Annotated in this window: 14 protein-coding genes and 2 pseudogenes; 1 reads left to right on the top strand and 15 read right to left on the bottom strand. The window is 33.9% G+C overall.

Annotation, left to right across the window (positions count from 1 at the left end; all coding sequences use genetic code 11):
• Nucleotides 1-5025, bottom strand: a complete 5025-nt coding sequence (locus CVT15_RS00400) for a beta strand repeat-containing protein (protein WP_107898206.1) — start codon at nt 5023-5025, stop codon at nt 1-3.
• Between CVT15_RS00400 and CVT15_RS09865 the strand changes: the two genes are divergently transcribed.
• On the top strand, nt 5025-5243 hold the full coding sequence (locus CVT15_RS09865) for a hypothetical protein (RefSeq protein ID WP_230853953.1): 219 nt from the start codon (nt 5025-5027) through the stop codon (nt 5241-5243). The two genes, CVT15_RS00400 and CVT15_RS09865, sit on opposite strands and share 1 nt — an antisense overlap.
• A 157-nt stretch (nt 5244-5400) precedes the next feature.
• Here CVT15_RS09865 and CVT15_RS10260 read toward each other — a convergent pair.
• The 14 genes and pseudogenes from CVT15_RS10260 to tssC form a co-directional block, all read right to left on the bottom strand.
• Nucleotides 5401-5736: pseudogene (locus CVT15_RS10260) on the bottom strand (retention module-containing protein); the annotation flags it as partial.
• Between the two features lie 236 nt (nt 5737-5972).
• Nucleotides 5973-8477 carry a type VI secretion system Vgr family protein gene (locus CVT15_RS00395; RefSeq protein WP_103577417.1) on the bottom strand — a complete coding sequence of 835 codons (2505 nt, stop codon included), beginning with the start codon at nt 8475-8477 and terminating at the stop codon, nt 5973-5975.
• Nucleotides 8437-8829, bottom strand: a complete 393-nt coding sequence (locus CVT15_RS00390) for a hypothetical protein (protein WP_103577416.1) — start codon at nt 8827-8829, stop codon at nt 8437-8439. The genes CVT15_RS00395 and CVT15_RS00390 overlap by 41 nt, the downstream gene beginning before the upstream one ends.
• The gene (locus CVT15_RS00385) at nt 8829-9374 is read right to left on the bottom strand and encodes a hypothetical protein (RefSeq protein WP_230853952.1); all 546 of its coding nucleotides are present in this window, start codon (nt 9372-9374) and stop codon (nt 8829-8831) included. The genes CVT15_RS00390 and CVT15_RS00385 overlap by 1 nt, the downstream gene beginning before the upstream one ends.
• Nucleotides 9371-9862, bottom strand: a complete 492-nt coding sequence (locus tag CVT15_RS00380) for a hypothetical protein (protein WP_230853951.1) — start codon at nt 9860-9862, stop codon at nt 9371-9373. The genes CVT15_RS00385 and CVT15_RS00380 overlap by 4 nt, the downstream gene beginning before the upstream one ends.
• A 182-nt stretch (nt 9863-10044) precedes the next feature.
• Entirely contained in the window at nt 10045-10566 is a 522-nt protein-coding gene (locus CVT15_RS00375; protein WP_054195925.1) for an Hcp family type VI secretion system effector, read from the bottom strand.
• 65 nt (nt 10567-10631) lie between these two features.
• Complete coding sequence (locus CVT15_RS00370; RefSeq protein ID WP_103577414.1) at nt 10632-11552, bottom strand: hypothetical protein; 921 nt, start codon at nt 11550-11552, stop codon at nt 10632-10634.
• Nucleotides 11553-11561: 9 nt separating this feature from the next.
• On the bottom strand, nt 11562-15050 hold the full coding sequence (gene tssM / locus CVT15_RS00365; RefSeq protein WP_107898318.1) for a type VI secretion system membrane subunit TssM: 3489 nt from the start codon (nt 15048-15050) through the stop codon (nt 11562-11564).
• Nucleotides 15051-15129: 79 nt separating this feature from the next.
• Nucleotides 15130-15654: a type VI secretion system baseplate subunit TssG gene (locus CVT15_RS00360; RefSeq protein WP_230853977.1), complete on the bottom strand. Its 525-nt coding sequence runs from the start codon at nt 15652-15654 to the stop codon at nt 15130-15132.
• Between the two features lie 455 nt (nt 15655-16109).
• The gene (locus CVT15_RS10125) at nt 16110-16520 is read right to left on the bottom strand and encodes a type VI secretion system baseplate subunit TssF (protein WP_269059537.1); all 411 of its coding nucleotides are present in this window, start codon (nt 16518-16520) and stop codon (nt 16110-16112) included.
• 49 nt (nt 16521-16569) lie between these two features.
• Nucleotides 16570-17070 carry a type VI secretion system baseplate subunit TssF gene (locus CVT15_RS10120; RefSeq protein ID WP_269059536.1) on the bottom strand — a complete coding sequence of 167 codons (501 nt, stop codon included), beginning with the start codon at nt 17068-17070 and terminating at the stop codon, nt 16570-16572.
• A 64-nt stretch (nt 17071-17134) separates the two neighbouring features.
• Nucleotides 17135-17743 (bottom strand): type VI secretion system baseplate subunit TssF, encoded by a 609-nt coding sequence (locus CVT15_RS10115; protein ID WP_196373537.1) that lies wholly within the window; start codon nt 17741-17743, stop codon nt 17135-17137.
• Nucleotides 17743-18132 carry a hypothetical protein gene (locus CVT15_RS00340; protein WP_054195920.1) on the bottom strand — a complete coding sequence of 130 codons (390 nt, stop codon included), beginning with the start codon at nt 18130-18132 and terminating at the stop codon, nt 17743-17745. Before CVT15_RS00340 ends, CVT15_RS10115 begins: the two co-directional genes overlap by 1 nt.
• Before the next feature lie 7 nt (nt 18133-18139).
• Nucleotides 18140-19594 (bottom strand): annotated as a pseudogene (tssC, locus tag CVT15_RS00335) (type VI secretion system contractile sheath large subunit).
• Between the last annotated feature and the right edge of the window lie 211 nt (nt 19595-19805).

The raw sequence follows: 19805 nt of genomic DNA, 5'->3' as shown, positions 1-19805 counted from the left end.
TTATATATCTACCGTTACACCGTCTTCTATTCGTATAGTTACGGTATGAGATATTCCATTTAAAGTGTTGTCGGTATTCGTCGCCGAATATTGACGCCAAACTTTTCCGTCATCATCCGTATAATTGCCCAATTTGGTAAAACCGCTGCCCTTTAAATCAACCTTATCGTTGCCGTCCCCCAGGATATCGAGTATATGGTTTGTACTACTTTCACCCTTGGTTATATCTAGTATATTTTTGGCGCTTAGCGTAACGTTCTTGGTAGCGTCGCCCATCTCTATTCTTTCGATGCTTAAAATATTCGTCTTGCTAAAATCTAGGCTTGCGCTATCATCCATGATTTTTAGCGTATCCGTACCGCTATCGCCGTTTATCTGTACGCGGCCGGATATATTGCCGGCTTCGTCTAGGTAGTCTTTATTTATATCGGCTACTTTTTCTATTACGAAGGTATCGTTTCCTTCTCCTCCGTCTAAAAGGGAACCGTTCCTATCGGCAATAAACTCTATACCGCTTTTTAGCGTTATCGTATCATCGCCCTTATTACCGTATATAGAGGTTCCGTCATATAATTTAGCTCCGCTATTTATAGTTATTTCGTCTCCGCCTTCTCCGGCATCAATCTCTGACCAGCCTTTGATTTGCCCGTTTACGTTTATAATATCGTCGCCTTCCTTGGTGTGTGCATACGAAGCAAAAAATTCGCCGCCGATGTTGACTTTATCTCCTCCGTCACCGGTATCTATTTTTGCGAATTCTAAGACCGAATTGCCTTTAATATCCACCTTATCTACTCCGTCACCAGTGTTTATTTCGTTCATATGGAGTTGATCCGGGCTTAGTATCTTGGAATTTTCTATTATTACCTTATCTCCTCCGTCGCCGGTGTTTATAATAGTTTGATTATTACCACTGGCATCGCTTTGTATCGTAGCGCCAGTTATTTTTACGGTATCGACGCCGCTACCCATATCGGCTTTAAGTCCATTCTCTAAAACGGCCCCATTTCGTAAAATAAGCTCGTCATCGCCGTCGCGCGTTTGGATTTCGCTATTAAATTTAACTTTGCCTTTTATATCTATAATGTCCTTTTGGTTGCTACCCGTAAGACTTTTTACTTCGGCGACCGTATCGTTATAGAAATTTATACGTTGTTCGCCGGAAGATTCGGCGGCGTTTATTTGTACGTCTTTTAATTCCGAACTGCCGGTTACCTCAAATAAAGCTTTGTCCGTCGATTGACCACCATTTTGTCCATTTGCTCCAAGCTTAATCTCGGTATCTTGTAGCCCTCCGCCGTCTTTAACGAGTATCTTGTCGCCTAGGCCGGCTCCGGTATTGAGTGTGCCGCCGATCATTTTAGCGTTTCCGCCTATTGTTATAGTATCTTTACCCTCGCCGCCTTCAATTGCAGAATTATCTTTTATCTCACCGCCAGTTATTTTTACGATATCGTCGCCTTTGCCTAATTTTATATCGCCTTTTGCTATAGTACCGCCTTCCATCGTTACCTTATCATTGTTCTCGCCGCCTATGATCTTTGATACTCCGTACGAATAACTCTCTACGTTTATATTGGCGCCGTTTAATATCTTAACCTCTAGGCTTCCGGTGGAGTTTCCTGCGTCAATAGTAGATTTGTCGAGAGTTCCTTGAACGGTTACGACTGCTCCTTCTCCAACGGTTATTTTGGAATTTTCTAATTTTCCTCCGTTTTCGATATCAATTTGATCTTTTCCGCCTTGCGTTTGGATAAATGAATCCTTGATGATTCCTCCTTGTTTTACCTTTACTATATCGTTGCCGTCGCCGGTAAATATATTAGAATAACCCTTTACGGTTCCTTGTATAGTAATATTATCGACACCATCGCCGGTAAAAATTCTCGTTCCGTTTAGAGTTGCGCCGTTCTTGATATTTAACTTATCACTACCGTTACCCATATCGGCTTGTTGAATTTTTGCCGTAGCTCCGCCGTGAATATTTATCTCGTCATCTCCGCCGTTACCCGTTATCTTATCGCTAACGGTAAAGTTTCCGGTAATATCTATAACATCCTTATTGTTGCTACCGGTAATAGTTTGAATTTTGGCTTCACCACTTTGATGGAAATTCATATATTGCTCGCCTAGAGATTGAGAAGCTTGTATCGTTACGTCTTTTAATACGGAGTTTCCGGTTACGTTTAATGTAGCTCTGTCGGTAGATTTACCGCCATCAACCGAACTAGCGCCTAGTTGTAACGTCGTACCGTCTATCTCTGCATTACCGTTAATATTTATTTTATCGTTTGCTCCGGCGCCCGTATCGATATTACCACCTTTAATCTTAGTATTACCGTTTACGGTTATTTTATCGCTATCCTGATTGCCTTTTATACTACTATTCTCAAATGTTCCGGAATTAATAAAAATTTTATCCTCTCCGGTTCCACTATGCACTCCACCGTTTTTAAATTCTGCGCCATTAACATATATTTCGTCATTACCTGCATCCGTATATACGTTACCGGTATCAAATTTTGCACCGCTTTCCAAATATACCTTATCGTTACCATCTCCAGCTTGTATATAAGAAATATCTTGGAATATAGTTCCATCTTTTATAGTAATTCTATCATCGCCGTCACCGGTATTTAGATTAGATAGCTCACCGTTACTACCCTTCTTGAACATAGTATTTGTGATTTCTACTATATCTTTATCAGCTCCGGTATCTAAAGAAGATCCTTCAAATGTTATACGATCTGCAATACCTGTTTTACCATTATTAATCTTTATAGTTTCTTCTCCGGCACCCGTGCTAATAACAGTACGAGTTAGCGTTACCCCGCTAGCGATATTTACTTTATCTATGCCGCCCTCGGTCATAATATTTGATTGCTTGCCAACATCAGCGGTAATGTTAGCATTGATGTTTACGGTATCTTTGTCGGCTCCCGTATTTATATCAATCTTATCTATTATCGCACCAGCGTTAATATTAACGATATCTTCGCCCTCAATTGTTTTAATTTCGGAATTTATGAGCGTTCCGTCAATATTTACGATATCCTTAAATTTATTACCCCAAATAGTCTTTGAATCTAAATTAGTAACATTTGAAATATCTATCTTATTTTCGCCGTTTCCGCCGGATATCCCGCCTATATGAGAATTTTTAATTTTCATTCCATCATTACCGCCCCATATGCCGCCTTCTACAACTCCTTCAACAGTAGAGTTTTCGACAGTAACGTTATCCTTATCGGAATCTGAAGCTCCGCCGTATATGCTAGGGTTTTCGCCGAGTCCGCCGCTAACGTATCCTTTTACTCTTGCGCCGTCTAAAATTTTAATTGTGTCGGCGTCTTCGTTGCCTTCTACATTTTCTGTTACAACAGTGCCTGCATCTTTTACGGTTATCTTGTCGTTACCCCATCTTCCCACTATACCGTCTACTTTTGCGCCTTTTTCCACTAGGATAGTATCATCTCCTCCTCTACCGTTTATACCGCCAACATAAGTTCCCGTACCGCTTACGGTTACCTCATCATTGCCTTCATCCGATATAATGAGATCGGTCTTTGCGCCGTCTTTTACTTTAATAATATCGTTGCCATCTCCGCCTAATATTTTTTCTGCACTGGTTCCTGCACCGCTTAAAGTTATAGTATCAGCATCGGCACCTTTGTCTACTATATCCAGGGTCGGGGTTACCTGCTTTTCATGAACATCATTCATGGTTTTGGTATCGCCTCTTATCTGTCCTATTACTTTAGCACCGCTTTCTAGGGTTATGGTATCTTTTCCGGCCTCTCCTAATATATTGTCTATTGAAGAACTTCCTTTGGCGGTTATCACGTCATCGCCTGCGCCACCACGGATGTTTCCTTTTACCGTAGCGTTTTCGACGTTTATGGTGTCTATACCGTCATTGCCGAACACGTTACCTACGGTAGCGTTATTTTTAACGTTTATAGTATCCGTGCCGTCGTTGCCTTCTATAGTAAAGACTTTAGCTTTATCTTCGACTGTTATCGTATCGTCGCCCTTACCGCCTTTTACTTCTTTTACGTAAGTATTTTCTCCCGAAACCTCGATAGTATCGTTATCTAGATCTCCAGTAACGTAGCCTTCTACTCTAGCGCCGTTTCTAACGTAAATTTTATCATCGCCGTGTCCGCCTTCGATTTTTTCTGATACGGTAGCGTTGTCTACTGTAATAGTATCTGCGCCTTTATCGCCGTGCACAGATTTTACCTTAGCCTTATCGCTGATCGTTATCTTAGAATCGCCGGAACTCACGTCGCCCACGCGAGATACTTCGGTATTTTCTCCGGTAACGGTTATGGTGTTATTTCCGGTTTCGTTATACATGTCGGCGGTTTTAGCATTTGCGCCGTAAACCCAACCAGCTACTTTAGAGCCACTCTCTACAGTAATAGTATTACCACCTTGATCTCCAGAAATATTGCCTTTTACGTTAGATTCGTTTTGCACAGAGATCTTATCATCGCCCTTGCCACCTACGATAGCCTCTTTGATATCATTACCCTTATAATCTTTAGCAGCTTTTCCACTTACCGTAGAATTATTTACGGTTATACCATCATTTCCAGAACCACCAGAAATTTCTACTAATTCAGCACCATTCTTAGTATCAATATTATCTTCTCCAACTCCACTATGTACAGATGTTATCTTTGTATTGTCTACTGTTATCTTGTTAGGAGTATCTGAGCCAAATACTTTTAAATTTGGATTAGGATCTACTATCTTAGCTACAGAACCATCATCTCGGTAGTCTGAAGATTTTGCTGTGCTAGTTACTGCTAGGCCTTTAGCATTATCTTGACCAATAGCTAGATTATTACTAACGTACCAACCTTCTTTATATTCAAATGCACTAGGAGCAGTAGGGTCGTTAGGAGTTAGATAATCTCTACCATCAGTATGTCTATATACGTGATATCCGTTAGGTATAGAAGAGGCAAACGAGTCTAATAGTGCAGAAGATACACTTTCTCCTTCATACGCCGACAATGGAATTTTTATACTTCCTGCTGGTAAAGGAGGCTGTGGCTGTGGTTCTGGCTGTGGCTGTGGTTCTGGCTGAGGTTGAGGCTCTGGCTGTGGCTGTGGTTCTGGCTGAGGTTGAGGCTCTGGCTGTGGCTGTGGTTCTGGCTGTGGCTGTGGTTCTGGCTGAGGTTGAGGCTCTGGCTGTGGTTCTGGCTGAGGTTGAGGCTCTGGAGTTGGTGTAGTATCTCTTAATAAATCATTTCCTCCACTTACACCAAAGCTATTATCTCCACCTGCTGCTAGAGATAAAGCATCTATGCTTCCTACATTAGCATTTATGTTACTAATGTGGCCTCCTTCTGCAAAGCTAGTAGAAGATAAGCTTACGCCATCTCCACCATTACCACCTGCTTGTGGACCACCTGCAGCAGTTTCTTCTAGAGCATTAAGATCTGTTCCTTTTAAGATGGCTTGTTGTAAAGCTGAGATATCAGCTACTGTTTCGTTATTGTTAGAGTCTTGATCTAGAGTTATAGTATCTTTACCTATTAGAGTTATATCTTTACCATCAGTTTGAGTTATTGTTACTTTAGAGTTAGAACCCTCTGTAACTATCTTTTCACCTTGGTATACAATATCTCCTACACTTAATTGTCTTACCTCTCCTGTTAAGTCATTAAGTGCTCTTGCTATTCCTCCATTTACGCTTTTAACTACTCCGGCTTCTTTAGCCATCATGTTCTCCTTATTGTTTATAGTATTTGAAATTTTAAATGAATTATATAAATTTTAGAAGTATATGTCTATTGTACTGGGGTACAATGTTGAAAAATTTGCATGGCTAGCTTTTATCGTAGCCCTAAAATTTAGCCTTTGCTTTTAAAATTCTTAGCATTAGTTTTAGTAGAGATTGATTTTATTTAAAAATTTAAAGACCTACTAAAATAGAAAGTAAGTCTTTAAATATGATCTTATAAAGCCTTGATATCTCCACCGATAACTCTTAGCCCTCTACTATCAAATATCGCCTTTACGCCAGCTACTTCTATCACGACACTTGATCCCTCTATCATTACTTTTGTGCTACCTACTTGATGGATTACCTTATCTTTGGCATTTACCTCATAAGTCGTCTCTATATTGCTAAATTTTGAATTAGCAATCTCAGTGTGCTGGGCAGCTGTTTTTGTTGTGAAATTTGACTTAGCATTTACATCAATGTAACTATTTGCCTGAAGCACAATATGCTCGTTACTAAATTCATTTATGCCTTTTTGTGAATTTAGCTTATAGCCACCATCTATATTTTGCTCTTTTGTGCCTTTTATCTCTCTCATCTCATCATTATGTATGGTCGTATTAAGATTTGATTTTACTTCTACAAATTTATCATGTCCTACAAATTCATGACTATCTTGACCTATTCTTGTATTGTTATCAACAGCTACGTTTAGCGTATTTGAGACACCAACTACTGTATCTTTTGAAAGTCCAACTGTTGTTAGATACTCGGCTCCGACATTTACATTTTTTGCTAGATCTATCGTCTGGATGTGAGCTTTTTTTACTCGTTCGGTGTAACTTCCATGCACCTGTGAGCTTTTATCATTTAGTATTGTTTGAGAAAAGTCGTTATTTACAAGCTCGTCATAGTCCTTTTCTGCTTTTACATAAATTTGCTCTTTATTTTTTAAATTTGATAAAGTGATCTCGTTTATACCAGTCTCATTTGCACCAATTGTTTTTGAGCTAAGAGATGTTTGGTGATAGTTACTATCCACATTTACAAGTGGCGTATTTGAAGCATTATATAGGCTACCACTTACTACCGGGTTGTCTATGTCATTTTGTAAAAACGAGATGATAACCTCATCGCCGATCCTTGGTATGGCAAAAAATCCTGAGCTATTGCTAGCAATAGGCGTTATCACTCTTAGATAAGCACTCTTGTGATAGCTTGCGTTGATGGCATCGTCTTTATCGATTATCTCTTGCGTACTAAAAGCATTTAACCTCACCTTTACCCTACCATAGCTATCAGTATGGATCGTGTTATTTTGGCTGTTTAGTCCATCTTGACCGACTACAAGACCTAGCGTGATGTCTGGTGCTTTTGGCTTTTGCTTGTAGCTTGGGACAAATTTCACACTACTTGGAATGATGCTTATCTCATTTGTGTATGAGCTTATAAATTTTTTATCTTTAAACGGAACATTATCGCCTAAATTTAAAGTATTTTCTAAAACACTCTCATCAATATAAGTATGCTTTAAAGCTATTATTTTAAACTCATATTCACCCTTACTAGCGTCAATGGCTACTGAGATATTGTCATTTAAATTTAGTGCAAATACATTTGAGCTAGCGGTAAATTCTTTTAAAAGCATATCGCTTCTTAGTTTTTTAAGATAGGTGCTAACTTCAAGCAAACTAGTATCGCTAAATGAATACTCATCTAAATTTATATGCTTGTCATAGATATTTACCTGCTCGTCAAATATCTTTTCATTTTTACTCTCTAGCACATTTGGATAAGCTGTATTTTGAAAAGAGTGCGTAAAGCTATTTGCCTTTAGCGTCTCGCTCTTTGTTATTTTATTTATGTGTTCGGTTCCTAGATTATTATTCAAATTTATATTAAAACTTACTTTTCTAGCTTCCTTGCCGTTACTTATGTCACTTGAAGTAAAATTTTCATTTTGATTGCTATAAGCTAGTATAAATGTATCATAAAAATAAATTTTTTCATTGTCTTCATAAAAATATATACCGTTATCATGGCAAAGCCTTGTTATGAAAGCTAGATCGCTCTCATTGTACTGGGCTATAAATTCTCTTTTGTTGTAGTTATTTTTGATATTTGAGAAGTCCAGCTCTTTGGTTAGTCTTTGTTTATTAAAAGCCAAAATATCTTTTACTACTTCTAAAATGCTCTGGTCTGTATAAATTCTATTTGCTCTATTTATGCTTAGTCTATATAGTGGCGAAGTTAGCTTGAATTTAAAGAAGTATTTTTTATCTATATTTGTACTAGTCTCATCATCTACACCAAGATACTCTACATCGCTTACTATTCCACTAAAGTGCATATCGTTTGAGCTACCATCTGGAACGATGTTTTTATTTATTGAAGACGGCCTTTTTATGCTTAGCTTTATACTTTTATCAAGATATTTATATATACTTGAGTAACTTTTATCGTTATTGTAGATGGTGTCTAAATTTTCATAAAGCGGGTTTTTCACCAAATTTATATAAGCAAAGCACTCTATGCTAAATATACTTTCTAAATTTTCATAAATATCTGCACGTGTAACGATAAATTTATCGTTTGACTCGTTTGCTATCTGAAGAGTCGAGAAAGTATCGTTAGATACGCCGTAGTCCACAAAGCCATCTGTTGCCACTGAGTTACCGGATGCTAGCATGACTGGCTTAGTTAGTGATGATGTTGGTGATGTTATGTTTTTGTCCATTTGTTGCTCTTTCAATCTTTTTTAGTTTTCTTCTTCTTGTTGTAATGCCTTTTTCAAACATTTCAATATCGGTGTCGGTGAGATTACGCATAGTTTTTACACTTTCTTCTATTCCACCCCTTTTTGCTTCTTTATATTCATTGTAAATTTTTTCTTTTTGGTTATCTATTCCAGTTTTTGCTACTTCAGCAACTGCTTCACATGTTTTGCAACCCAATAAACCAAAAGTCTTACCAGTGCCATCAATGACTTCACTAAATTTTGTAAATGTATCTTGTTTTTCGTAATTCTTTATTTCTGAATTATTACTTTTTACATCTAGCTTTTTTTTATTCACGTTAAAGAAATCCATTATTTATTTCCGCCATTTAATAATTTCTCTAAATCTTTTTCATCATTTATAATTTTCAAAATAACCTTTAAAACCTCATAGTCTTTTGGGTCTTGTCCGTACAATAAAAGCTTTTTAATTAGCCTAAATTTATCGTCTTTAAATTCTTTATATTTTTGAGTTTTTATAAATTCCAATAGCTTAGGGCTAGCTTTTTTATTGTCTATACCGATACCATTTTCCCTAAAGAAAAATGCAAAGCTCATGCCTATGGATGTTGCTAAACTAGCATTAGCTGATGTTCCTTTTAACAAAAGAGTATCAAAAGTTTTTGTTTTATTTGTATCGTAAGCAAATTCCAATAAATTCGATCTAATCGTTAAATTATTTAATTTTACGCTAGCATTAGCATCGCATCCGAGATCATCTATGTAGTATTTTATATACTTAGCCGTTTCAGTGTCACTTAAATTTTTATTAAAAATAAGTCCAAACATATCCTTGCAGTTTGCTTCGTGTGAATATAAAGCTGTTATGAAAAATATGATTATCGCCAATTGCTTCATCGCACCAATTCCTTTTGAGTTTCATTCTTTAATAAATTATCTAAAACCTCTTCATCATTTACAAGCGTTAATACCTTCTGCAAAAGGATATAGCCTTTTGGATCTTGTCCATATTCTAGGAGTTTTTTGATTAGCTTAAATTTCTCTTCTTTAAATTCTTTATATTTTTGAGTTTTTATAAATTCTAGTAGCTCAGGGCTTGGTGGCTGCCCTTCTAACTTAACACCATTTTCTTCAAAAAAAAGCAAAAAGTCTAATCCTATTGAACCAGCTAACCATACATTAGGTACTGCACCTTTTTCTAAAATCTCGTCAATACTTTTAGGCTTATTTGCGCTATATGCAAATTCTAATAAACTGGCTTTCATTGTGAAATTCGGTAAATTTATACTAACATTAGCATCACATCCAAGATTATCTATATAGTATTTTATATACTTAGTAGTTTCAACGTCACTTAAATTTTTATTAAAAATAAGCCCAAACATATCCGTACAATTTGCTTCGTGTGAATATAAAGATGTTATGAGAAATATGATTATAACTAGGTGTTTCATATCGCATTTCGCATATCATATTAATTTAAAAGATAAAGATAAAAAGGGCTCATCTGCGTCCTTCTAGCTAGAAGATGATTTTATTAACCCTAGGGGTAAACCCTAGGTTGGTTTTAAGCTTTTTTAGTAGCTTCTCTCCAGTCATCGCTTCCGCTTGTACCTGCAGCTACGTGTTCCCAAACTATCTTTCTATAGTTCATTGAAACTTTGAAAAGCTCTGTTTTGTCGCTGTTTAGCTTGTCTTGAGCATTTGGACTTACTAGAGTAATATCTGTTATAGTTGCATCTTCTAGTTTTGTAGTAAAGAAATGTTCCGCACCACCACTAGTTGATGTTCTATACCAATAGATCTCAACCTCTGGAAGTCTTTCACCTTGTGTTAAAGCATTGTAAAGAAGTGGAACAGCTTTATTTAGTGATGTAGTAAAACTAAATGGCTTATGGACTCTTTGACCTGATGGTTGGCCACTTTGTGGATCAGTTGGAACTGTTACTATATGAGAAACCTCTTGAGCCATAATCTCATCTTCGTGACCTGACTGATAGCGATTACCTATACTAGCTTCTGTTGAAGCACCACTTGAAATAAGTCCTTGTGTAGAACCTTTCACTTTAATATACACTGGTTGTGACATATTTACTCCTATTAAAAAGTTTGGATTATTCTATCTTTTATTTACTTTCTGTTTTATTAAAAACATTACTTTTTTAACATATAGCTTTGAAGAGCTTTATGCAATAAATAATTAAACGCTTCCTTATCTTCCTTAGTGCTTTTTAGTACGGCTCCTGAAAGATATTTAAAAAACGAATTATTCTCGACTATATCATACATTTGGCTATATAGCTCTTTGCAGATAAGCTTGACCAAAACCGTATTTATTAGCTCTGTCGAGTCACTAAGAAGAAGAGTTTTCATGATTGTTTCCATATCTTTTGTGTTTAAAGTCCTAGTCTGCTCACTTATAGGGCTCATATTTGGTTGCAATTTTATACTCTCAACTATCTTTGCTAAAAGCTCATCCATGCTTTTTGCAGTTAGCATATTTTGATTATTTGCATTTTCTTCTTCATCAAAATTTTGAGCTATCTCATTTAAATTTAAAACTGCATCGTGCGCATTTTCATTCAAAGCAATATCTTTTTTATCATTTATCAATGAGTTTATCTTTGGTTCTTCTTTAAAATCAACATTTGAAATTTTACCAACTGGTTCAAAACGTTTATCATCAAGCTTGTCAAAATTTTTTGTATTTTCTATTATCTTATGGGCTTTTCCTATATATTCATCAATCCTAGAAGGGTCTATAAATATAAATTTTAACTCCCCTATCCTAAAGACATCGCCCAAATTTATGACGCTCTCATAGTCATCTGGAAGCTTTGAATATGAATCACTATAAAAAATTTCACAATCTTTATAGCCACAAATTGTGAAAACCCCCTCTTCAAATCCAACATGAGCGTGTTTTGGTGCGATTGAATCGCTCATATCATTACAAGAAAATTTTGTAGTATCTAACGAGCCTATATCGCCGCCATTTTCATCAAAAATGATAAATTGAGCTGAAAAGCTTGACGCTTTATCGTAATTTTGTATAACTGCTGCTATTTGTTGCATATTTTTTCCTTAATAAAGCATCTTCTTTGGTAAATTTATCATTGGTATGATATCCATAAGCTCTAAAAGCTCTCCTCCATTTGGTGTTACTTCAAAGCCAAAATAAGAATCTCTTCTACCATCAAAATTAAGTGTACTAACGCCAACGCTACTAAAGTTTGAAGCTTTTAATATCTTATACCAGCCCCACTCTCCATCAAAGCTTAGCTCTTTTCTCTCGCTTCCAGTACTTGAAACTGCATTGAATTTAAACTGTGTTGATATATCAAAATTTTTACTTGAGACTATCAAATTTGAGGCAATTGTATGATCATAAGTCAAAGAGTTATTAGAATAACTAATATTTATATGACTGAAATTTGCCGATAAGTCGACAGCTTTTAAATTATAATTTAATTTTAGCTCATCATTTGAATCAAGCATTAAATTTGAAATTCTGTCTATATAGGCAATATTTTTAAGGAAATCCCTACTAAATCTTAGCTCTTTTGCATATTTTGGTCTTATTTTATAACCATCAGCGGTTTTGCTTAAGATTTGTTTTAGATATCTGTCATAAAAGCTATTCCAAGTTCCGTTTTTGCCAAAGAATCTTTTAAATTCTTCTATGCTAACAGCCTTTGGAGATTGTTCATTAAATGGATAAAATGGTTTGATAAGACTTTCAAAATCATCAAAAACATCATCTCTATATGCTGTTGATAAAAGTGCTGAAGCGCCATTTTCTACTTGTTTCCATGCAAGTGTCGATAACTTTTGATAATATTCATTTAGCTCATCTGGAAGCTTCTTAGCATCATTATTTAAGACAACAAATGGGTCGTTTTCATTTTTTATACCATTTATTGCATAAACTATTTTATCATCGTTGCTTTGAAGCATTTCGAAGTTATAGTCACTAACTTTTTTATAAACGCTTGTTACATCGTTGCTTATAATATCTAGCAAGTCATTAGAATTTAACGTATGATAGTTAGTAAATTTAGCACTAAAATCACTGAAAACGCGCTTTATCTCACTTGAAGCAAATCCTAGAGAATAGATATATTTTAGTAAATTCTCATCATTTAAATTTGTATTTTGATTAGTTAATTTTATTAAAGAATTTAAAGGATTTTCTCTTTTTGACAAGATGTCAAGCTCTTCTATGACCTCTTTTTTTGTAGTAAATTCATTTGGTTCTATTTCTCTTAAAATTTGGCTCCACTTATCAGCATAATTTTGCAAATAAAGCTCTATTACAGCAATGCTTAGCTCTTTCTTATCATTTGAGCTAATATCTTTTAAAGAAGAATTTGTCTCCATTAGCCAAGATTCTATTCCAGCTGTTTGATCTATGTTTGAGCTAAGCTTTGACAAGAAATCTCTTAAATTTTCTTTTGTATAAATTTTATTAAATGGCTTAAATGCTTCTTTTTCTTGGACTACTGTGTATAAATTTTCAACATCTTTTTTAATATCGTAAAAAGATTTATCGTCCTTGAATGATATGAACTCAAGTATGTAGTAGAGCCTTTGTGCTCTTTGAACAGGTGATAGCCTCGTATTTGCTATACTTTGAGCAACTGTATCTGCAGTTATGTTTAAATTTTCTGCCTTTAAAATAGCCTCAATATGAGCTAAAAATTCATCTTTTGCAACGCCATATTTTTCAAATTTGTCCCAGTTTGTACTAATCCAAATTTTAAATAAATCCACATTTGTGTAATCTTTATCAAAGAGCGAATCATACATATAAAATGCTTTTATTAGCTTATCTGGATCGCTTTCATTTTTTAGTATATTTTCCATTTCAGTTAAAACTGTATTTTTGAAAAAATCAGCATTCAAATCATAGTAAAGTACTTTAACTGGAGTGAAGCCTTTATAAGAAGTATCTAGTGTTATATACTCAAATTTAGTATCCCCGCTAAAGATTCTTGGATAGTCATTTAGACTTTGTTTTAGTAAATTTAGAAGCTCAATCCTTTGTGTTGGAGAGAGATCCTTGTATTTTTTACCATCAAGGTATGAAGAAATTTTATTTGCATTATTTATAGCATTTTGCTCTTTTATATTTTTGGTCTCTAGAATAAAACTAGAACCCAAATATACTCCAGCACAAAGTATGGCTACTAAAACAAAATTTACAAATTTTGTAAATCTATTTTGAGCACCAAATTTATTTAAGTTGGCTTTAAAAGCTATCTCTTTTAAAAATGATTTTACAAAATAGCTTTGTTTGCTATAGTTATTTACTGCTCTTAAAAGTGGTTTTTTGATATTATACCTATCACAAATAGTGTTTGTAAGGTAGTTTATAGGTATATTTTCTTGATAAGCACTTACGAAATAAACTCCATTTATGGTTGAGCTATTTTTAAGTGTATTTTGAGAGCTTAGCTTTGCTACAAAATCTTTCACTAAAGCAAAAAAATTATCAAGTTGTTTTAAAAAGAGATATGAACGTTTTTTATCTTCCAATAAATGCGAAATCGAATTCTTACTCATGAGATGTTTAAATAATGACTCGCTTAGGTTTTTTAGTTCAGTTTCTAGTGATTGTTTTGAGGAATTTGGATCTAAGTTTATTCCTAGAGCTTTATTTGCAACATCTTCATTGAAAAGCCTAAAATAATCTCCCATACCATCTATTAAGTCAAGTTTGCTAAAAACAATATAAATAGGGAATTTAATGTTTAGATGTTTCTCACAGTCATTAACCCTTTTTATCATATATCTAATTAATTCATCAAAATATTCTTGAGTACCTTCGAGAAATTTTTTAGTATCTATGATTAAAACCGCACCACTTAATCTAGCGTTAAAATCATTTCGTTTTAAAAAGTGTAAAAATTCACTCCAGATACTTTTTTTAAGCAAGTAATCCCTATTTTTATCCACATCATCCTCAGGAAGCTCTTCAGTAGCTGTTGGCTGATACAAGCTCTCTTGTGCAAAATGTATACCCTCAGTATCTAAAAGTGCACCAAATTTTGAAATATAAAGATTAAAGTTTGTTGTACTTTTGTGTATTTTTTTATAAGTATCTAAACTATCAGATAGTGGAAATTCTATATTTGAGTAGTTTATAAATGCGCTCTTTCCAGCACCTTCATTACCCATTATCATTATTAAAGGTAATTTTTTAAAATTTATATCTTTTTTCCATGTTGCTTTGGCATCTTTCAAAGAAAGCATAAAATTTCTTTTTGCCTTACCAAAACTGTCTATAGACTCTTTTTTGATCTCTTTTAGCTTGTTATTTTTTTCATCTTTTTGAGATGCTAAATAGTGCATTAATGGTTTGATTAAAACAAAAAACAAAATAACTGCCCAAAATGCAATTAATATAGTGACTCTTGAACTTATGCTAGCAAAGCTATATACATCATTAAAAGCTATAAGTGGAGCATAAAGCCAAAATAAGATACTTAATGCAATAGAAGCTACCAAAATTGTACTGTGTTTAAATCTAAAAAAGACAAAAAATCTTCTTAGGTAATCGATAAATGCCATTGATGCACATCCTTTTACAAATAAATATATTTCTTTAATGTAATAATAACAAATATTTTAGATTTTATATCTGAAAAATTTAAGAGCAGAGCCTAAATTTTATAAAATTTGACATATTTTTATTACTTTTAAGCCTTGTACCAAGGCCTATTTTACTATAACCTTTATCCATTCCAAGCTTTAATTGCATCTTTGGAGAATAGTTTATTTTTATGTATAAATCAGCAACAAATTCATTGTTCGTAAAAAAGATAAGAGTATCTTGAAGCTCTTTAAATTTTCTTCTTTTTGGGAAAAAATCAATAGCTTCTTCATAATCTATGCCATTTATATAAACTGCTATCTTAGTTTGTTTCTCAAAAAGCTTTTTACCAAGTATAAAATTTCTACCCAAAGTCCTATTTTTGATACCAAGTGAATTTAAATTTGAAGGCGCTATGAAAATTTGATTTGGTAGATTTTCTAACAAAAATAGTTTATTTTTTAAATTAAAATGACGCTGCAAGGCAAACTCAATCTCTCTTTTAGGCCTTCTTTGGCTAATAATAAGCGGAGAAAATGGTAAGAATTTTTTTGCTAATTTTTTATTGCTTATGTTTAATATATCTAATAAAATCTTTGAAATTTTATCATCAAGCTCTTTTTCAAAGGATCTTGCATAATTTTTAAACTAATGCTATCAAAAAGCCAAAGCAAGTAATTGTCAAAAAAAGTCAAAAATTTTCTCGAAATTATTATCGCTACTCTTTGATATCTTTTCTAAAATATAGCTTGTAAGATGCGAGCCACTTCCCCAAAAGACCCATAAAATTTACGACAATTTTTTTACTACTTCCTCTTTATTTAAGCTTTCAAGCTCATTAATTGGATAAGCAAAACTTGGGCTATTTTTTAAAAATATCCCTTCTATCATGGTGTTTTAGGCAGTTCTTTACTAATTTAAAAAGAAGCTTGATTTAGTTCTTTGTTCATATTAATTTTTTTGTACCGCCTAAAAAGTCATAATTAAGCAGAAATCTTTACTCTTTTATACACTTTATTTTAAGTTCACAAAATGAATTAATTGATGCAAAATTCTGATAAAAATTTAGCCAAATTTATACCTAAAGCATAGACATTTCCAATACTCTCAAATTCACTTTCATCTATATAGAATATGCAGAGCAACCCTCTTTTTGCAAAGCCTTGATCAACTCTATAAATTTGCTTTGTTTTTATATCATAAAGCGAGTTTGCAAATTTTTTAAAAAACTCATCATCTGGTGCGCTAAAGGTATTAAGAAGTGCTAAAAAAGAGCCCTTCTCTAGTATACTTTGATAGCTAAAAGATAATATGCTAACTAGTTTCCAAAGAAGATTTCCATCTATTTTTACTCGCTTTACGCTAGTTGGAATGGTTAAATTTTTAGTTGTTACACCTTGGTGGGATAACACCCTATCTATCTCACCAAGTCTTAGCTTGCAAGGCAAGTCGCCATTGCAGCAAAGTGCATCTATGCTAATGGTTTGATCTTTAGAGTCACTTTTTAAAAAAAGAAATTTCTTTATAAGAGTTTAGTTTTATATCTGTTTTATTGCTGACAAAATAATAATCTTTTGCTCGCTCATCATTTAAAAATTCGAATCTCTCAAAACTTTTATAGTTTTTTAATATCCTTTTTTCATTATTACTGCTATGGGCGACCACTTTATTGATTGAAACGATTTCATAAGCATCGATATTCGAGCGATCTAGAAAAATTCTATATTCACTTCGTCTATTGTTATTCAAAATAGGCTCGGCACTCATTGCAAATAAATTTATTACAGGTGTAGCAAAAAGAGAAAAATACTCTAACCTTGGCACATATCCACTTGGCATATCTTTTGAAAATATGAATTTAATATTAAAGCTTTTTGTAGAAAAATTTTTAAGAAAGCTAAGCCCATTTAATCGCACAAAATTTAACTTTGAAGGAAAAAATGATAGCTCTTTTAAAAGCTCAAACGCTTCAAATCCAAACTCATCACTCTTTATCAAACGCTCATCAAACTCATCTAAACTAAGTTTATCAGAGCTTAACTTTATCTCTTGATCGCTATCTTCAAAACTTATTGTAATAAATTTCAGGTAATTTTTTTAGCCACATTAAGAGCGTAGAAGAGAAGTAAACATTATCTCCAATATATAAATTTAAAAAGTCTATATCAAGTTCTTTAGTGCTAAGCTCGTCCTTTGTAACGCTTATATTTAAATTTAGAAGATAATCGCTCTTATTGTTTGACATAAAAGCTTTTGTTATCTTTAAGGGAAGCAAATTTATGTCAAAGAGTGTTTGAAATTTGCACGTTATGCCATTGATCTGCTTTGACTCAACTATACTTCCTTTTGGTATAAATTCTTTTACCCCAGAGAAGTCATCTCTTAAGGTAAATTCTTGCATACAAACTGATGGAAAAGGATTTGTATAGCTTGGCATTAATATATTTACCAAAGACTCAGCGATTAGCGGGATATTTTCGTCTAGTTCTTGCCTGATCCTAGATGTTAAAATAGCCATATTTTCTATTATGCTCTCAACATCAGGATCTTTGCTTTTAGTATCTAAAAAGGGTGCTACTTTTGGAAAATTTTTAATAAAAAGGGCTCTTGTTTCATCAAGATATGCTATCTCTTTTTGAAAATAAGCTAGATTATTTTCATTATAATCCATTATAAAATCTCACAATATCTATTGTTTTTAAAAATAACTTTTAGCAAATACTCTTTGAAATTATCGTTTTTATGCTTATAATTTATATTAAAGATGATACGCCAAGGCTTTAGTGAGTCATCATATCCGATAGATGTTACTTCTATTCTATTCTCATTTGAGCTGATTAGTTCATATATCGCCATGCCAAGTTTATGACCAAGCTCATTTATTTCAACACCCATCGACCAAAGATCAATAATGCTATCATTTAATCGGCCGTAGTTACCAAGTCTAGAGTTTAAGATAGTATCAATGTGATCTTTTATGTCGCTGTCTAGATCTTTAAAATATGGACGTAGTTTTGATTCGTCACTAAATTCATATAAAATTTTATCTATCAGCGACATAGTAAGCTTACTCTTTGTCTAGTTTTCCGACCAAAGAAAGCTCGAAATTTGCTCCCATAAATTTAAAGTGAGGTCTAGCCAAAAGCTCTATTTTATACCAGCCCGGCTCGCCGGCTATATCACTGACGATTACTTTTGCGCTTCTAAATGGTCTTCTACTTCTAACATCTGCTGGTGGGTTTTCCTGATCCGAGATGTATTGTCTTAGCCATTCATTTAAGCCGCGCTCAACATCGCTACGCTCTTTCCATGTACCTATCTCTTCTCTTTGAAGCACTTTTAGATAATGAGCCAAACGAGAGATCAAGAACACATAAGGCAGTTGAGTTCCGAGTCTGAAATTTGTCTCAGCAGCTTTACCTTCTGGAGTATTTGGGAAAATTTTAGGCTTTAACGCAGAGTTTGCTGAGAAAAATGCAGCGTTATTGCTATCTCTTCTTAAAGTAAGAGCGATAAATCCATTTTCTGAAAGTTCAAATTCTCTTCTATCTGTGATCAAAACTTCGGTTGGAATTTTTGTTTGGACGCTTCCATAGTTTTCATAAGTATAAGTTGGAAGATCTTTTACGGCACCGCCACCTTTTGGCCCAATAATATTGCCGCACCATCTATAATCAGCAAAACTATCTGTAAGCCTTGTAGCAAACGCATAAGCTCCATTACCCCAAAGCATATCATCGTGATTATTTACAGTTTCTCTATAATTAAAGCTCTTTATAGGGTTATCTTCTGGCACATAAGGAGATCTTGTAAGAAATCTATTTACCATACAACCTGTATATTTTGCATCTTCATTTTCTCTAAAAGTTCTCCATCTTGTATATTGTGGGCCTTCTAGCATGCTTTTTAGATCTTTTATATTTTCAAGCTCACCAAAATTATCAAGTCCGAAAAATTTAGCAGAAAGAGATGTAAGAAGCGGTGAATGACTCATTGCAGCAATTGATGACATTTTATTTAAAAAAGTCATATCTTGATTTGATTTATCTAGCTCATAATCAGCCACTATCGCACCAACTGGCTCGCCACCAAACTGTCCATATTCGGCTGAATAAATTTGTTTATAAAGTGTACTTTGAGTTATGTCTAGATTATTTTTCAAAATCATCTAAAATTTCTTCTTTTGTAGCGTCTAAAAGATCAATTTTTACATTTTTCATTAGAAATTTGTTCTCTCAACTAAAAAAACCTAATGCCACGCCAAGTTGATTCTAGCTCTTGAAAAGATTTATTGTGTAGAAATTTCATCCATTTGAGCAGATAAAAGGGCATCAATGTGAGCTATCATCTCATCAAGTGCGAGCTTGTTTATTTTATCTTCAGCATTATTTGTTGTGATTATATTTGAAATAAACTCAGCAACTCCTTGCTTTACAACACTATAACTCTCGTCATCTTTTGAATATTTACTCCTTTGCATTATGCTTTCAATGATAGGAGTTTTAACTTTAGTTTCAGACATTTTTTTATTCCTTATCTTGTTCGTCTTTAATCTCTAAAAAGAAGTTGTTTTCTACTATCTTCATCTTTTATAGCTTCTAAAAACCGCTTTTCTAAAATCAGGCATATTGCCCATAGGACCTTTTAGTGCAACTAAAGCTTTTTCTAAGCTGCAAGAGTTTTTAGTTCAGGGATTTGATTTATAATATTATCTGGATTAAAAATCATGGATG

This window comes from Campylobacter concisus (genome assembly GCF_003048595.2).
GTDB classification, from domain to species: Bacteria; Campylobacterota; Campylobacteria; order Campylobacterales; family Campylobacteraceae; genus Campylobacter_A; species Campylobacter_A concisus_L.
This window is presented reverse-complemented; position numbering and strand designations above follow the sequence as displayed.

Excerpts from the sequence above, each read along its gene's own strand:
- CVT15_RS09865 (WP_230853953.1), top strand. The coding sequence starts at position 5,025 with ATGGAATTTTTATACTTCCTGCTGGTAAAGGAGGCTGTGGCTGTGGTT.
- CVT15_RS00395 (WP_103577417.1), bottom strand. The coding sequence starts at position 8,477 with ATGGACAAAAACATAACATCACCAACATCATCACTAACTAAGCCAGTC.
- CVT15_RS00390 (WP_103577416.1), bottom strand. The coding sequence starts at position 8,829 with ATGGATTTCTTTAACGTGAATAAAAAAAAGCTAGATGTAAAAAGTAAT.
- CVT15_RS00385 (WP_230853952.1), bottom strand. The coding sequence starts at position 9,374 with ATGAAGCAATTGGCGATAATCATATTTTTCATAACAGCTTTATATTCA.
- CVT15_RS00380 (WP_230853951.1), bottom strand. The coding sequence starts at position 9,862 with ATGTTTGGGCTTATTTTTAATAAAAATTTAAGTGACGTTGAAACTACT.
- CVT15_RS00375 (WP_054195925.1), bottom strand. The coding sequence starts at position 10,566 with ATGTCACAACCAGTGTATATTAAAGTGAAAGGTTCTACACAAGGACTT.
- CVT15_RS00370 (WP_103577414.1), bottom strand. The coding sequence starts at position 11,552 with ATGCAACAAATAGCAGCAGTTATACAAAATTACGATAAAGCGTCAAGC.
- tssM (WP_107898318.1), bottom strand. The coding sequence starts at position 15,050 with ATGGCATTTATCGATTACCTAAGAAGATTTTTTGTCTTTTTTAGATTT.
- CVT15_RS10115 (WP_196373537.1), bottom strand. The coding sequence starts at position 17,743 with ATGGATTATAATGAAAATAATCTAGCTTATTTTCAAAAAGAGATAGCA.
- CVT15_RS00340 (WP_054195920.1), bottom strand. The coding sequence starts at position 18,132 with ATGTCGCTGATAGATAAAATTTTATATGAATTTAGTGACGAATCAAAA.